Below are 15,670 nucleotides of genomic sequence, written 5' to 3'. Positions count from 1 at the left end.
ATGTTTAATCCAGAAAATTTCGATTAGAAAATATGCAGTGAATAACATTGCAACAATTTCAATAACTCTGCATATATTATATAAACTTTTAAGTCTCATTTTTTAATCATCCATTTATGTTTTTTATGGTTATATTTTGATAGTTATCTGTGCTATAAATTACGAAAGAATCATCATATTCCAAATATTATGGTTAGCTGGATGTGGTAAACCTTCATAATACTCAAGGCACAGTTTAACTGCATATCAATTTTTGGACCATTAGCAAATACTTACCCAACTTTGCAGTGATGTCAACTGTTGGGTTTTATAATAGTTACGACATGAAACGCACGAAAAGGGACTCCCATTAAACCTAGATACGCTTGGAAGGAACCGAATGCGATAATCGAATTCAAATTCATCTCCTTCTCCAAAATTTATTTTTGATACATACTTACAGATCTTAAATGCCATAGAATCTAAATCTGTTTTCTCTGTTTTAGTTTGACATCTAGTCACTTTACCATTTACTTGAACATAAATAGAAAAGTTTACCCAACCACCTAAATTAGGCTCTAGACTTAGGGTTTTGTAATAAATCGAAAATATTGAAACTTTATGAGACTCAAATATTTTTTGAATTTTTTGTTCCCCACGAACACCGTACTTCGATTTTTCAGGTGAGGTAGCGCAAGAAGAGAATAAAAAAGAAAATAATATTAAAATGTATATTTTTACCATAAAGAGCCTAACGTTTATTTGGTTTTTGAATTGAGGTTTTGAAGCAACCAATTACAGACAGTCACTTTACAGTCAATCACCTACACACTCAACGGTTAATTGCCAACCAATTACAGACAGTCACTTTACAGTCAATCACCTACACACTCAACGGTTAATTGCTGCATGGTTTTTCCTATATTGCTGATTCAATAACACCTTACGATTTGTAACAATAACCCTCCTTTTAATTTATCAAGGATGATAAATGGCTATTCCCAGAAGAGAACAAATTGACTCCGAAAATCCCGGTTATTATCACTTAATCAGCCGCTGTGTACGACGAAGCTTTCTATGTGGGTTTGATGCCGAGACAGGGATTAACTATGAACATCGCCGTCAATGGATTGAAAACCGTCTTCTTCAATTGGCTGATGTATTTGCCATTGAAGTCTACGCCTATGCCGTAATGAGTAATCATTATCACTTAGTGGTTTACTCCAATCCTAAAGCCCCTGAGCAATGGTCAGATTTAACGGTTGCAGAGCGTTGGTTAAAGGCTTTTCCCGGTAAAATCGATAAACCAGAATTTCAGCAACAGCGTCAGTTACGTTTACAAGCAATTGTTAATGATAAAGAGTTATTAGCCACCTATCGAAAACGATTAGGGGACATATCCTGGTTAATGCGACGTTTAAATGAGCCTTTGGCTCGATTGGCCAATTTAGAAGATGGCTGTAAAGGACATTTCTGGGAGTCTCGGTTTACTTCACAAGCACTACTGGATGAGTCTGCTGCGCTGGCTTGTATGGCCTATGTCGATTTAAACCCTATTCGTGCAGGAATGAGTCAGTCGTTGCAAACCAGTGAGCACACCAGTATTAAAAAGCGGGTTGAGAGCATGACACCGGGACAACTTAATCAGGCCGTCACTTCAATAGCAGGAAACATAAAAGCGCGTCGTTTGAATTTGAAACTCAACGATTATATTGAGCTGGTGGAGTGGACAGGAAAAAATATTGTTTATCCGAATAAAACCGCAATACCGCCTCATATTCAATCGGTATTAGCCCAGTTGAATATCAATCACTCTCACTGGCTTAGCCAAATTCAACATTACGGCACCAATTATGGTCGATTTGTTGGTTGTATTCACTCGATTAAAGCTAAGGTAGTGGAACTAGAACAACGATGGATTCAAGGGAGTCAACAATTACAGCAACTTTTTAGTTCAGTCTAAAGTGAAAACATAAAAACCTATCCCCCAACTATTCGTTAACCACTTCGATGGCGGTTTCGGCTGCTCTTCATTCAGCAATTTCAAAAAACAACGCTAATTTTTTTCTATTCGCTTATTCATAATTAATGATAATCAAACCTGACTCTCACACAAGGCTTTGGTTGTTGTTTACAATATTTGAATAGAAAAATGACTGTCTGTAATTATGTGTAATTATGGTCTGTAATTATGGTAATTATGTGGTCTGTAATTATGTGTAATTATGGTACAACTATTTTACAGCTCTTCCCGCGATACGAAAAGATTGAATAACCACTGCTTATAAGCTTCTCCTACCTGCTAAAATCTCAAGTTTGGTTAGAATTTGAGTGGCTTGATCGCAAAAATGACTGCTTTGAACTACGCTTATTTAAAGTGTGTGTCATACCATAGATATCTTGAATCGACGCAATGCAGTTTAGAGTTAGTATCTGGTATGCTAATTCGTACAATCTGTTATATACCTATAGGTCATTAGTGTTGTTGAAGTTATTCTTGAGAAATATAAAGTTTTTATATTGGTTATCGGTGATTGGTACGATTGCACTATCGACTTTCAGTTCTTCTCAAATAATAGCACTGGAAAAACCAAAACAACTTAGAGCTCAATTTTCTCAAGGCGATTTAGCTATTGAGAAGATTGCTAACCAGTACGGTGCAGATTTTTCTGAAACCTTAAATCAGCTTTCCAAAATAGAAGATCAAATATATGCTTTGGGCATTAATGATATCGCCTATTTTTTGACTTATCGATGCTACCTACAGGTATTTTCCGGCGATGCTGAAGGTGTCACACAAACGCTAAACGAGTATAAGCATCTTAAGTTGGAAAACAGTAGCAGCCGTTCAATCTATGCGAGTATGGATTTTTGTTTAGCATGGCAAGCGAATCATAAAAAGGATTACAAAACTTATGACTTGTATGTTGAAAAGGCTTTTCAACATGCATTAAATAGCCCTTCGGCGGTGCTTCGTTATTGGATAAGTTTTACTTTTGCTAGTTTGACTAATGCTATTGGACGATACAACGACAGTATTGAAGCTAGCCAACTTGCTTTAGGCATCGCTATTGAAAATGGGGATGACTATCGTGAAGCAAGCGTAAGAAGTATGCTTGCTCTTTCGGAAGCTGAGCTAGGCTATTATGATGATGCGCTAAAAAATAACCAACTTGCGATTGATTGGTATGAATCTAAAAACTATCAGAATGCCATTCTAGAATTATATCAAAATAGAGGATACATCTATATTAGTAAGGGAGAGTTAGCTGTTGCTTCAAAAGTTTTCAAGCATGCAATTGAATTAGCAGTTAAATTAAATTCTCAGCAGTCAATTTTTAGTATGCGAACTAACCTTGCCGCAATAGCACAGCGAAAAGGCAACTATCAGGAATCGAACCGGCTGGCTTTAAGCTCTTTAAAGTATGCACAAGAGCATAAAGATGAAAACTTAGTTGCCCATGCTCATTCGTTGATTGCAGTCAATTTTCTTTATTTGGATAAAATGGAAGAGGCAGAACATGCTTTTAACACAGCGAAAGAATACTTTGAGCGATTTGAGTTAATAAATAACTTAGCAGATAACTATTCGGGTTGGTCTGATGCTTTGGCTAGTAAAGGGGATTATGAGAGGGCCTACCATGCGCAAATGGCCTATATGCAACTGAGTCAAAAGATCTATGATTCAGAACGCGAAGGCAAAATGCAGAAGTTTAAGTCACTTCATCAATTGGCTGAAAAAGATCGAGAAATACAAAGGTTGCAAGAGAAGAATCGAGTACAGTCTGTCGAGGTTGAAAAAGCACAACTTGAAATACGCGTTTATTGGTTGTCAGGCATTATTGGCTTTTTAATAATCTCTCTTTTGATCTTAATGTATAGAAGAATGGTTGCGAACAATTTGACTTTGCAAGATAGAAACGCTCGGCTTGACTTGCAACGTTTTCAAGATCGTCTTACTAAAACATTTAATCGACGTTATTTTGAAAAGCACTCGGTTCCGTTGCTTAAGAATGATGAGGGTAATAGTTATACATTCTTTTTACTTGATATCGATCATTTTAAACAAGTTAATGATAACTGGGGACACCAGATAGGCGATCAAGTATTGGTCGAATTTTGCAAAAGACTAAAAAGTTCTATTCGCAGTGAAGATAAGCTCATTCGTATGGGAGGTGAAGAATTTCTAATAATTATCAAAAGCCAGAGTCGTAATGATGATCAACTTATCGCTAAAAAACTGCTTTTGAGTATTTCTGAATTACAGTTCATTACGTCAGATGGAGAGTTGTCAGCTACCATGTCCGTCGGTCTGGCGCGAACTAAGCCAAAGCGGAATGAAAAGACAATAGAAAATATCATAGCCCTAGCAGATAAGGCGCTTTATTATGCAAAGAAAAATGGTAGAAATCAGGCTGTTTACTGTAGAGATAACTTTAACCTTAACAGTGATTTTGAAACTCTTCTAAATCAACCAATAGATAATATAGCTGACGTAGTCTAGAACTAGGCACGCAAAAAAACGAACAAAGCCGGTATGTAATTATGTGTAGTAGCTCAGACTTGATCTGACAGTTACCCGTTTTTCCAACGGTATCTGTCAGTTTAGATTTGAGCTAAATTCTTTTCAGCCCAAATCAATTTACCATCAAGTAAAGTTTCTTTTGGCGTTCTGCCACAGCACATTTTTCCTTGATGAGTTCGGTCATTGTTATAGTATTCCATCCAAACGTCCAGATCTTTTTGCAAATCTTCCATCGATGAGTACAGCTTTTTCCTAAAGGTGATCTGGTAAAACTCATTCAATATCGTCTTGTGAAAGCGCTCGCAGATCCCGTTCGTTTGTGGTGACATCGCTTTCGTTTTGGTATGGTCAATATCATTGATCGCCAAGTAAAGCTGATAATCATGATGCTCTACGCGACCACAGTACTCAGTTCCACGGTCAGTTAAAATGCGCAACATTGGCAATTCATTTTGATTAAAGTAGGGTAATACTTTGTCATTTAATATATCTGCGGCGGTGATTGGCGTTTTGGTTGTGTAGAGCTTTGCAAAAGCAACTTTGCTGTAGGTGTCAATAAAGGTCTGCTGATAAATTCGGCCAACGCCTTTGAGGTTACCCACATAAAACGTATCCTGAGAGCCTAAGTAGCCTGGGTGAGCGGTTTCTATCTCACCACAAGCTTCGTCATCATGTTTCTTCTTTTCAAGCGCAGCAACTTGCGCATCGCTTAAAATGATACCGTCATTAGCGACCTTTTCCTCAAGTGCTTTAAGACGCTTTTTGAAGTTTTCCAGATCATGACGAAGCCAAATTGAACGAACGCCGCTGCCAGAAACAAAGACACCTTGTTTACGCAGCTCATTGCTTGTTCTATGTTGACCAAAGGCTGGTTGTTCAATGGCATAGGCAACAACGGCTTGTTCTGTCGCCTCATCAACTCTATTTTTAGGATTGGCCTTACGTCTGGTCTTTTCGATTAAGGCGTCAATTCCACCTTCTTCAACTAACTCTTGATAACGATAAAATGTATCTCGAGATACGCCCATCACTTTACAGGCTCTTGAAACATTATTGAGTTCTTCGGCTAAGTTTAATAAACCTGCCTTGTGTTTAATAATTGGATTGTTAGTATGTAGCATGAGAGTTACCTTTTGTTTTGATTTAAAGATTCGACACCTTTATCAAAACGGGTAACTCTCTTCTAGTCAAGCTGAAGTGTCAGATGAAGTCGGAACTAATACAAATTATGTTGCTTTAGTTCTGTCTAAAGTGAAAACATAAGAACCAATCCCCACTGCTCGTTAACCACATCGATGGCGGTTTCGGCTGCTCTTAATTCAGCAATTTCAAAAAACAACGCTAATTTTTTGCTATTCGCTTATTCATAATTAATGATAATCAAACCTGACCCTCACACAAGGCTTTGTTTGTTCTTGTTTAAAGCCTTTGAGTAGAAAAGTGACTGTCTGTAATTATGCAGTTGTCATCTTGGCACTTTCATTGTCAGTGATATTGCTTTTAACTTCTTTTTTTCTTTTACCTTCTCCCATCCTTGGCTCAGAATTTTTTAGGAAGTTGTCTATTTTTTCTGATGCTTTATTTAAAGTTTCAATCGTTTGCTCTGCACGTTTGACTTGTTCTTTATCTCTACTTTCATTTTTATCTAAGTGTTGATGCTCTTTGATATGATAGTTTATTTGACGTTTGATTTTGGCTCGCTTTTCTTCTAGCTCTTTAAAAGTGCCAGACCATTCTTTAGCTGCATCTGATGATTGTTTACAGCCATCAATCGCAAATAACTCGTTACCTAATAAGCCTTGCTCATGACAAACTAAAAGCACTTGTTCGAATAGTGTTTCAATTTCTTCACTTCGACTACTCACAAAACCTGCAATGGTTGTAAAGTGTGGTACTGAATCACAAGTAAGTGCTTTGAAAATAATATTAGTTTTACAGCACCATTCGATTTCTCGACTCGATGTAATGCCTTTTGAATAAGCGAATAAAATTATTTTAAGTAATATGGCGGGATCGTAAGCTGGACGCCCTGTGAAATTGTTTTTAAACTTAGGATGAAAAACTGAAAGGTCTAGCTTTTTATCTATTAGATAGTGAATGGCATATTCGAAGGTTCCAGGCTGAAGTTGCTCTTCGAAATTAATAACAAGCATCACATCCTGCCTGTAATCGTATTTGATAAAATTAGCCATTGAAAACTCCCTCGATGTCGATGACTAATTATACGACTTTTAAATAATTTATTTGATCTCAAATTGCGATCTTTTCGGCTTTTTCTACAGCCTCAACGCCAAATTGAGACGCGCGTTTTTATCGCGTCGTATTTTTCCAATGCCTTGTTAAATGCTCTTTGATACATAACCAAGCACTACGCCTTTATCAGTTTTAGAAAAGTAAGAATCACCTTCATTAATTTTGTCTTCTGAAAGTTTATCTACCAACACAATATCAAGCTTATTCTCATTTAAGTCCAATCCGAGATCAAAAAACTCTTTGGAAGGCTTTAGATAGCCACAAATTGCAGATACAAAACTTTCCGTTCTTGGGCTATACCACTCAAATGTTACTTCGCCCCAAGATACATTGTCTTTCGACTTAACATAGTAAGTTCGTTTTTTCTCGATCATGGCTTTTTGCATTTAACGCCAAGTTGAGTGCGCGTTTTTCGCGTCAATTTCAAACGTCTGGTTATGCATTTTCTATTGATCCAAGGTTACATTTTTTACTATGTTATTTGAGCCGTATTCAATAATCACTAGGCTTGGCCACAATAAATTAGTATATGAAAATAAATCTTCCTTTACACTTATATTTTGGCTAACAGAGTGTTCCAAATATCCAACATCCTCAGCTATTGCTAGAACCACTTCCCGCTTCATGCCTAATTCAATCTTATTCTGAATTTCGTCAAATCTATTCTGTCCAACATAAATCGGATAGTAAAAATAAAAGGTGCTTCCAATTAAAAGCACAACTACAGATATGATTACCTTATGATACTTACTCACCGATTTTCCTACGCATAACAGCTGATTGAATGCAGTAAATCTCATTAATATTCAAACGACCGTTTAACTGCATTGTGTTTTTTAATCATTATCAAATACTTACCTAACTTGACTGCTATGTCAACTCTTGGATTTAATAAGATTAGCTGCAATTAAATGCAAGTGCACTTTTTATTCCTATTAAAAATAAGTTAAGGTAAAGCAACTGAGAAAACTCTGTTGCACACTAATTCATAAAAGTTAAAGGTGTCCTCGTCTAGTATTTATAAGAAGCGGCTGTTCCATCTTTTATCTTGTCTTTTTTATTTTATTTACTCATAAAGATTCTCGTGAGAAATTTAGAATCTGTTCACCAAACCTTTCGATAGCTTTTTTTTGTAATGGCTTAAGCAACAAACGTACTTCTATAAGGTCATTGCCATAATCAGCAACTTCATCTTCATCTTCCGAGGTTTCACAGATTTTTATCATTTTCTGTTCAAGTTCAGTTAGCCCTTCAAGAATGATTTTTAATTCTGATTCAGCTAAATCTAAAGTCAGTCTGCTCATATTACTTTACTCTCCTTTTTATAAACTCGTTCAGCTTTTAACGCCATTTCTTCAAGAAGCCCTTTATATTTATCAATAGGCATATTTTGAGTTGGAGCAATACAATAATGGTGAGCCTTATCTTGCACGAATTTTAAACCTAAAGGCGGCTTGCAATTGGGTGGAAATTTCCATACCTATCCCGTCATTGGAGACTCATTGATGCCTGTTTTATCAAAAACACTAACTCCCTTTCCATTTGCAATAATCACTGTAATATCATTTACTTTCATTGTATTCACATCTTTGCTACGCACATTTGATAGTTTAGAACTGGTAGAATTTCCCATTCTGAATATTTCTTCTGGTATTAGATAAAATTCTTTTGGAAACATTTTTTACTCCTTTAATTATTTGTCATGTCAGCGAGTTTGCCGGCTGAATGCAGTAAACCGTATTAATGCTCAATGTTTGTTTAACTACTTTTTAAGTTTTAATCATCATCAAATACTCACCTAATTCAACCGTTATGTCAACTTAGTGTTGAATAGATTTAACAACAATAAAGTCCATTTTGATTTTCAAAAACGCATAAAAAACTACGCGCTAATATCCAAAATATTAACGTTGTTTTTTCCTATTTTTTCTTAGGTTTTTACTGTGTTTTTATGATAGTATTTCTCCTGCAATCGACTGTTGTTCAGTCGGTCATTTTGCAAGAGCTGAAATGTTTGAATGGCATTTTTTCTGTTTGTAAAAACAGGTGAGTGAAAATAAAATTTGAACGATTTGTCAGTTGCAAACTAAAACCATTAACTTAAAAGTTAGTTGGCCGTTAGACGCCCCGGGCAGTAGTACCACCTACCACCCAGAGCTAGGCCACAGTCACTCTTGGGAGTAACCATGACTTATCTTTATTATAAAGCTTTGTCGCTAGCAGCGCGAGCCCAGTTTTTCAGACACCTTAGGTGTGTTTTCATTATTACTAGTCTTCATGCCTTGCATTTAACCTTTTGTTTCTTAAAGAAAAAAATCATTATTTAATCCCGTTTTAACCTTTTTCAGACAGATTGTTTGATATTTGAGATATTCAAATAAGGCTTACTTGTGCCCAAAAAATACAAAACAACCTTAAACAATCCGTCATAACCCAGTTTGAGAAGCTGGGTAAGCGCATGGTTAATGGGACCCAATGAATGATATCGAATGCAAAAAAAGAGTCTTCTCTTTCTGGTCAGTTGAGCAAATAGCTTTACCTGCTCATAAGCCGTATGACCAGTTTTTTAAAATTACAACCGAAAACTGTTAGCAAAAGAAACACAAAAGGAATTCAACAAATGCCATTACCACCTAATGATTTTTTTAATCAAAAACAATCACACAAAGCAACTGAACAATTATTAATAGATGCCAGAAACTTATACGGTCTTTCCGGTGAACTCATTGGTATTTATTTACCCAACTTTAAAAACACCCAACAACAATACCAACTGTTTTCACTCATTTGTAACTTCTTTCAAATGGAAAAACGCTTTAACTTAAAATTAATTGAAATGAATGTTGATGTATTCAACTATCAATATAATACCGACATGTTATTTAACACGCCTTTAGTCAAATACGATTTAATCAGTAGTGTGAATCAGTTTTTAGAAGCGGTGCAAACTGGAAAACAACCCCTCGTTGTTCGTTCACCCAATCGAGGGCGTTACTAATGAGTCAAAAAATATTCTTTAAGCAGCAAGAAATTAAAAATGTTTTACTAGAAAGCAGAGAAGTGATGGATATTACCGCCCACTTTTTATGCGCGTTACTCAATAGTCAGTTCAGTCATGACCAACAAAACATTATTTACTCACTCGCACTCAGTTATGCACAAATGGAGCAACAAATTAATGATAGCCTTAACGCCAGTTTCTCAATTAATGTATTAGAGCAAAAGCATCAAGCAGTTAATACTATGGTTGTCGTTGAATTAAAAGAAAAATTAAAACAATTAGGCGTATTTATTGATGAAATTTAAATAAACTAAGTGAGTTAAATTGAGATATCCAAATGTGAAAAAATGGATATCTCATTTTCTTAATACCACAACCAATGAGCAGCGAATTATTTAAACGTACTACTTAAAAAATGTAGCTTGCTTTAAGTTGAGTGTGATCTAATTAGCTGCTATTTCAACCATATCATCTTCACGGTTTAGTATTAAATAACGTGAAAGATCTTGGCCACTCACTAAATCATTAACCATCTTGTTTAGTAATGGCTCTGCTTCTTCTGGAGAAGGTGGCTGTCCATTTTCACCATTCATTCCAGCAATAAATATCATATCCCATTGTGAATTGATTGAATCTGCTTCTTCAATAAAGGCTGTAATATCGCTAAGTTCGTCTGGTATTTTGTCAACACACATTACTGGGGTAATAGTGCCTTGTGCACGTGATTTTTTCGCTTTATTGGTTCTTTCAGATAAAGCGAGCATAAAAAGTAGCCTTTGTGGCTCTGGTTGAGCTTTAGCCGCATTGAGCATGTTGTTGAAATTTGAGGACATAATTGTAATCTTTGAGTGGAAATTGTGACTATTATATAGAAGAATCCATTTAAAAGCTTGATGGTTGTCAATATCTGTTTTTTATGAACTATTGACTTTGGGTGCTGACTAACAGGTATTAATTATAATGATTGACTCAATCAATTGACATTGTAAGGCTCAAAGTGAGCTAACTTTATTACTTTTTAACTTTGGAATTAATCTCAATGAATAATGCTAGAACTTTTATACTTACTTCTGTTGTTATTATGACCAGTGCTTGTAACTTTAACCCTTATGGGCCGAATTCTGGGGCGATGGAAAGAGACTATTGTGGTCGAATCACCGAAACGATTGACAGGGAACGTTGTTTTAGAAAAACAGAAGAAGGTTATAAAGCAATGCATGAAAGAAAAAGATTGCTTGATCGAGAAAAAAAGAAAGAAGAAGAGAAAACAACCGAAGAACTGGCCGAAAAAATAAAAAAAGCAAAAGAGGAAAGTCAATAAAAGAGATAGTCATTATTTCTCAAATTAGTTTACGCCATCTTGTTCGTTTTTGTGGCTTCCGTTTATTTTTAGAGCAGAGTACCGATTAATTGATATTAGATAAATCGGTGCTTTGATAAAACAATTGTTTATTTTTCTGTTTTAGTTCAATACGATTTATACATCAAATCAATTTATAATACATCTTTATTTCTTTAGCACAATTTAATCTCTAATTAACTGTTTGGTGGTGTCCTGTTTTTATGCGCTTTGCTGTGTCATTAAGTATGTCAGTTTTTTATTAACAATGATTGAACAGTAACGCTGGCATAAATTTAATTTTTAAAACGGATTAATTTTTGAAACTAAATATTTTAGGAGATTATAATGGTCTTATCAGTAAAAAGAATAGTGAGTAGCGCATTGGTCACAAGTGCTTTATTATCACCTTTAGCATCTGCAAATAATGTTAATTTAGGCGCTTATACGATTCCAGCAAGTGCCTGCCAACCTACTAATTCACTTGAAGATGAAAAACTCAAACTGCTCAATGGCGCTTATGTTTTTAGAGCAAATGAAACTGGAAGCGCATCATTGCTTTGCCCCTTGCCATTGAATGGTTGGAGAGCTGGTGTTGATTTATTTAATCAAGACTTCAATGATCCAACATTGAATATGACATCTTTCAGAGTTTATTATCGAGATCCTAATAATTGTAATACGGCGAGCGGTGTACAAGTTAGGTTACGTTATCGTACTGCTACAGGCCTGAATTCTTTAAATCCGAATTGGGTATCATGGCAAACTACCCAACCTGGAGAGTTTTGTTTTCCTGGCATATCAACTAATACAACTCGGGAAGTTCCATTGGTTCATTCACTAAGAGACGATCGTTTATATCATTTTTTAGTTATAATTAAACGTTCTTCAACTTCAGAAAGTGTTGTTTTTAGCGGTATTGATTTTCCTATTAACATCGTTAATCCAGGATAAATTGTAAATCCCTGCCGAGTGATTAGGATGAACCGTTTACGTGAAATAAAAAGCTGACTCAAAACTACTCGGTCGCTTAAAAGTTCAATAAAATGGGAGCAGAGCAGAAATCATTCCAGATTATTATTGAACTTTTAACATTAAGTAACAAATAATATTAATAAAGAAATTATATCGGTACTGAAAACAGGTTTTCTTTGATTTTTAGTGTTTTTGTTCCAACTTTTCTATATAGGTCTGGTAGTTAGAGTTGTATCGATTGTTTATCGATATATTTCGTGACTATTTTGTCTAATCTCTTATCTTTCGCTTTAGGCTTACAAATGAGCATGATGTAATTTTTTGCACTTGTTTTTACTAATGTAGGGTTATAGAGTGTTTGCCTGCTAAATATAGCACTACTGAATAAACATATACACAATACTAATAAAGTTCATCAAATAATTAGAGTAGGATTATCTATGCGATATTTTAAAACTGCCTTTGCCATTAGCTCACTGGCTTTCATTCTGGTTGGTTGTGGAGACAAGCCTGAAACTACCAGCGAAACCGTTAATAATAAAAACGACAAACAAGTTGTTGAAAAAAAGCAGAAAGAGTCATCTCGATTAGCTATTGAAAAATATCAGCTGGCTAATGGGTTAGATGTTGTTCTCCATCAAGATAAGTCAGATCCTGTTGTTGCTGTTGCTATTGTTTATCATGTGGGCTCTAATCGTGAAAAGCTAGGGAAAACGGGGTTTGCTCATTTTTTTGAACATATGCTTTTTCAAAATTCTGAAAATGTTGGTGCTGGAAATTTTATAAAAAATATTGGCAGCATGGGCGGTACTTTAAATGGTGGTACTTGGCAAGATGGGACCATTTACTATGAGGTCGTACCGAGTGATGGTTTAGAAAAAATACTCTGGATGGAATCTGACCGTATGGGATATTTTATTAATACGGTTACTCAAGAAGGTTTGGAAAATGAAAAGCAGGTTGTTAAAAACGAGAAGCGACAAAGTGTTGATAACCGCCCATATGGTCATACCGATTATGTGACGTTAACTTCTCTTTATCCTAAAGGACACCCTTATAGTTGGGATGTGATTGGGAGCTTAGAAGATTTACAAAATGCCACTCTTGAAGATGTGAGAGAGTTTTACCAGCAGTGGTATGGCATTAATAATGCAACTTTGGTTTTAGCTGGTGATTTTGAAACCGCACAAGCGAAAAACTGGATTAAAAAATACTTTGGCGAATTTAAACCACAGCCTGAAGTTGAGCCATTAAAGCCTATGCCTGTGAAGTTGGCTGAAAGTAAGTCACTTTATCATGAAGATAATTTTGCACAACTGCCAGAATTAACCATGACTTTTCCAACCGTTGAGCAGTATCGACAGGAAGCTTATGCACTAGAGTTGTTAGCGGATCTATTATCTGACGGTAAAGATAGTATTTTTTATAAAAAGCTAGTCGAAGAGCATAAAGTTGCACCTAGTTTTTCAGTACAAAGTCAAAGCTCAGAAATTGCTGGTGTGTTTGAAATTCAGGTAAGAGCTTTTGATGGTATTAAACTCGATAAAGTGAAAGTAAGCATTGATGAAGCGATTAAAAGCTTTGCCGAAAATGGCTACAAAGATGAGCAGTTAGCACGCATTATGACAAGTCGAGAAACGGCTTTCTATAATAATTTGTCGAGTGTATTTAATAAGGCCTCAACATTAGCACAATTAAATGAGTTTGCTGGTGATCCTAATTTAATTACCACCGAAATTGAGCGTTATCGTAGTGTTACGCGTGAGCAAATTATGGCGGTATTTAATCAATATATTAACGGTAAAAACTATGTGGCTACCAGTTTTGTACCTAAAGGTAAAGTGGAACTTATTTTAACCGGGGCGCAAAAAGCCAATGTTGTTGAAGAAAAAATAATTCAGGGTGCAGAACAGCAAATGACGGAAAAGTCGGCAGCTAAAAAACTTGAGCCTATTCCACAGGTTAAATCATCTTTCGATCGTTCAAAAAATCCTGATTATGGTCAAGCACCACAAATTAATTTGCCAGATATTTGGAATTCAAGTTTTGATAATGGACTCAAAGTTTATGGAATAGAGCATTCCGAGTTACCTTTAGTTTCCTTTTCTGTACGAGTTGCTGGTGGGCATTCGTTAGATCAAAAAGGGAAAGAAGGCGTCGCTAATTTAATGACTCAAATGATGCTGCAAGGTACCGCTAAAAAAACACCACAAGCATTTGAAAAAGCATTAGGTGAATTAGGGGCTCAATTATCTTTTACGGCTGGTGATGAGTTTGTGACTTTAACTGGTAGTGTACTTTCTAAAAACTTTAATAAATTGATGGCTTTGGTTGAAGAGGTGATCTTAGAACCTCGTTGGGATACAGCTGAGTGGCAACGGATTAAGCAAGAAACCTTAGCACAAATTCAGCAAGCTAATGGTAACCCTGGCTTAATTGCACGCAATGTATTTGCTAAGTTGTTATATGGCGAAGAGTCGATGTTATCCACGCCAGTTATTGGTTCTGAAACTGATGTTAATTCAATTGAGCTAAGTGATGTAAAGGCATTCTATAACAATAATATGGTGGCTAATTTAGCAAGTTTTCATGTGGCGGGCGATGCTAAGCAGCAGCAAGTGATGAGCAGTTTAAATCGATTGGCTAAAAATTGGGGGCAAGGTGAAGTCGATTTACCTAAACCCACGCCAGCCAAACCGATTGAAAAGTCTCAAGTTTATTTTGTTGATATACCAGGGGCTAAACAATCGTTTATTCGTATTGGTAATCGTGCAATGGTTGCTAATTCAAAAGATTATTATCCATTAGTTGCGGTGAATCATAATTTAGGTGGTAGCTTTTCTGGTCACTTGTTTCAGATATTACGCTTACAGAAAGGGTATACCTACGGCGCATACTCTGGCGTTAGCCGACGTAATTTGGGAGGGCTTTTTACCGCCCGTTCAAGTGTCCGTTCTAATGTTACTTTGGAATCTCTGCAAACTTTTAGAGAAATTTTAAGTGATTATCAAAAAGGTTTTGGAGAGTCGGAGTTGGCTAGTACTCAATCGGTTTTGGCTAAGGCAAATGCTGGAGCATTTGAAACAACAAGTGATTTAATGGGAGTTTTACAGAATATTAGTAGTTATAATTTGCCAAATAACTATATTGCTCAACAGCAAGAAGTATTACGTAATATGACATTGGAAGAATCGAATCGGGTAATCAAAGAATACATTAACCCAGAAAAAATGATTTATTTAGTTGTTGGTGATGCTAAAACTCAATTGCCTAGAATGAAGGAATTAGGTTTTGGAGAGCCAATACTGTTAGATAAATCGGGCGATTCTGCGAAATAAAAAGCCGAATGATCAACAAGAAGGGAGATTTTATCTCCCTTTTTTTGTGAAACATTAATTGTAGTTTGCTCCCTTCTTACAATAAAAAACGTTTTAGCATAAATTTACCGCTTTATTCCTTCAGGTGTGAGTTATGAATGACACAATTCACATAATAAACTTTTGACGGTTTCGACAATTCTTCATTTTTGTTATTTTGTTAACCTTAGTATATCTAAATGATAATGATTAAGAATTGCAATTGATGTCGTGATAGGTAT

At 35.7% G+C, this 15,670-nt stretch carries 14 protein-coding genes and 1 pseudogene; 7 read left to right on the top strand and 8 right to left on the bottom strand.

Translation table 11 applies throughout. The annotated features are described in order from the left end of the window. Nucleotides 1-970 precede the first annotated feature (970 nt). Together ACT5E3_RS20030 and ACT5E3_RS20025 are read left to right on the top strand one after the other, a co-directional pair. Nucleotides 971-1,942, top strand: a complete 972-nt coding sequence (locus ACT5E3_RS20030; RefSeq protein ID WP_444995333.1) for a transposase — start codon at nucleotides 971-973, stop codon at nucleotides 1,940-1,942. Between the two features lie 534 nt (nucleotides 1,943-2,476). Beyond that, the gene (locus ACT5E3_RS20025; RefSeq protein ID WP_444995332.1) at nucleotides 2,477-4,483 is read left to right on the top strand and encodes a diguanylate cyclase; all 2,007 of its coding nucleotides are present in this window, start codon (nucleotides 2,477-2,479) and stop codon (nucleotides 4,481-4,483) included. Between the two features lie 101 nt (nucleotides 4,484-4,584). Here ACT5E3_RS20025 and ACT5E3_RS20020 read toward each other — a convergent pair whose 3' ends face one another. From ACT5E3_RS20020 to ACT5E3_RS19990, 7 genes and pseudogenes are all read right to left on the bottom strand, one after another. Then, on the bottom strand, nucleotides 4,585-5,625 hold the full coding sequence (locus ACT5E3_RS20020; protein WP_444993903.1) for an IS481 family transposase: 1,041 nt from the start codon (nucleotides 5,623-5,625) through the stop codon (nucleotides 4,585-4,587). A 336-nt stretch (nucleotides 5,626-5,961) separates the two neighbouring features. After that, nucleotides 5,962-6,696, bottom strand: a pseudogene (locus tag ACT5E3_RS20015) (transposase); the annotation flags it as partial. A 147-nt stretch (nucleotides 6,697-6,843) separates the two neighbouring features. Continuing rightward, nucleotides 6,844-7,143: a hypothetical protein gene (locus ACT5E3_RS20010; protein ID WP_444995331.1), complete on the bottom strand. Its 300-nt coding sequence runs from the start codon at nucleotides 7,141-7,143 to the stop codon at nucleotides 6,844-6,846. Between the two features lie 60 nt (nucleotides 7,144-7,203). Then, nucleotides 7,204-7,512: a hypothetical protein gene (locus ACT5E3_RS20005; protein ID WP_444995330.1), complete on the bottom strand. Its 309-nt coding sequence runs from the start codon at nucleotides 7,510-7,512 to the stop codon at nucleotides 7,204-7,206. A 315-nt stretch (nucleotides 7,513-7,827) separates the two neighbouring features. After that, nucleotides 7,828-8,061, bottom strand: a complete 234-nt coding sequence (locus tag ACT5E3_RS20000; protein ID WP_444995329.1) for a hypothetical protein — start codon at nucleotides 8,059-8,061, stop codon at nucleotides 7,828-7,830. Then, a complete protein-coding gene (locus ACT5E3_RS19995; protein ID WP_444995328.1) occupies nucleotides 8,058-8,189 on the bottom strand; it encodes a hypothetical protein in 132 nt (43 codons plus the stop codon). The genes ACT5E3_RS20000 and ACT5E3_RS19995 overlap by 4 nt, the downstream gene beginning before the upstream one ends. A gap of 48 nt (nucleotides 8,190-8,237) precedes the next feature. Continuing rightward, complete coding sequence (locus tag ACT5E3_RS19990) at nucleotides 8,238-8,435, bottom strand: hypothetical protein (protein ID WP_444995327.1); 198 nt, start codon at nucleotides 8,433-8,435, stop codon at nucleotides 8,238-8,240. A gap of 942 nt (nucleotides 8,436-9,377) precedes the next feature. Between ACT5E3_RS19990 and ACT5E3_RS19985 the strand changes: the two genes are divergently transcribed. Continuing rightward, a complete protein-coding gene (locus ACT5E3_RS19985) occupies nucleotides 9,378-9,755 on the top strand; it encodes a hypothetical protein (protein ID WP_444995326.1) in 378 nt (125 codons plus the stop codon). Then, nucleotides 9,755-10,063: a hypothetical protein gene (locus ACT5E3_RS19980; protein WP_444995325.1), complete on the top strand. Its 309-nt coding sequence runs from the start codon at nucleotides 9,755-9,757 to the stop codon at nucleotides 10,061-10,063. The genes ACT5E3_RS19985 and ACT5E3_RS19980 overlap by 1 nt, the downstream gene beginning before the upstream one ends. A 138-nt stretch (nucleotides 10,064-10,201) precedes the next feature. Here ACT5E3_RS19980 and ACT5E3_RS19975 read toward each other — a convergent pair whose 3' ends face one another. Beyond that, a complete protein-coding gene (locus ACT5E3_RS19975) occupies nucleotides 10,202-10,591 on the bottom strand; it encodes a ribonucleotide reductase subunit alpha (protein ID WP_444995324.1) in 390 nt (129 codons plus the stop codon). A gap of 206 nt (nucleotides 10,592-10,797) precedes the next feature. On the opposite strand from ACT5E3_RS19975, the gene ACT5E3_RS19970 reads away from it, so the two are divergent. The 3 genes from ACT5E3_RS19970 (at nucleotide 10,798) to ACT5E3_RS19960 (ending at nucleotide 15,410) form a co-directional block, all read left to right on the top strand. Then, complete coding sequence (locus tag ACT5E3_RS19970; RefSeq protein WP_444995323.1) at nucleotides 10,798-11,079, top strand: hypothetical protein; 282 nt, start codon at nucleotides 10,798-10,800, stop codon at nucleotides 11,077-11,079. Nucleotides 11,080-11,445: 366 nt separating this feature from the next. Then, nucleotides 11,446-12,051, top strand: a complete 606-nt coding sequence (locus ACT5E3_RS19965; RefSeq protein ID WP_444995322.1) for a hypothetical protein — start codon at nucleotides 11,446-11,448, stop codon at nucleotides 12,049-12,051. 461 nt (nucleotides 12,052-12,512) lie between these two features. Next, entirely contained in the window at nucleotides 12,513-15,410 is a 2,898-nt protein-coding gene (locus ACT5E3_RS19960; protein WP_444995321.1) for a M16 family metallopeptidase, read from the top strand. The last annotated feature ends 260 nt before the right edge of the window (nucleotides 15,411-15,670 follow it).

It is taken from the genome of Aliikangiella litoralis (assembly GCF_052495765.1).
This window is presented reverse-complemented; position numbering and strand designations above follow the sequence as displayed.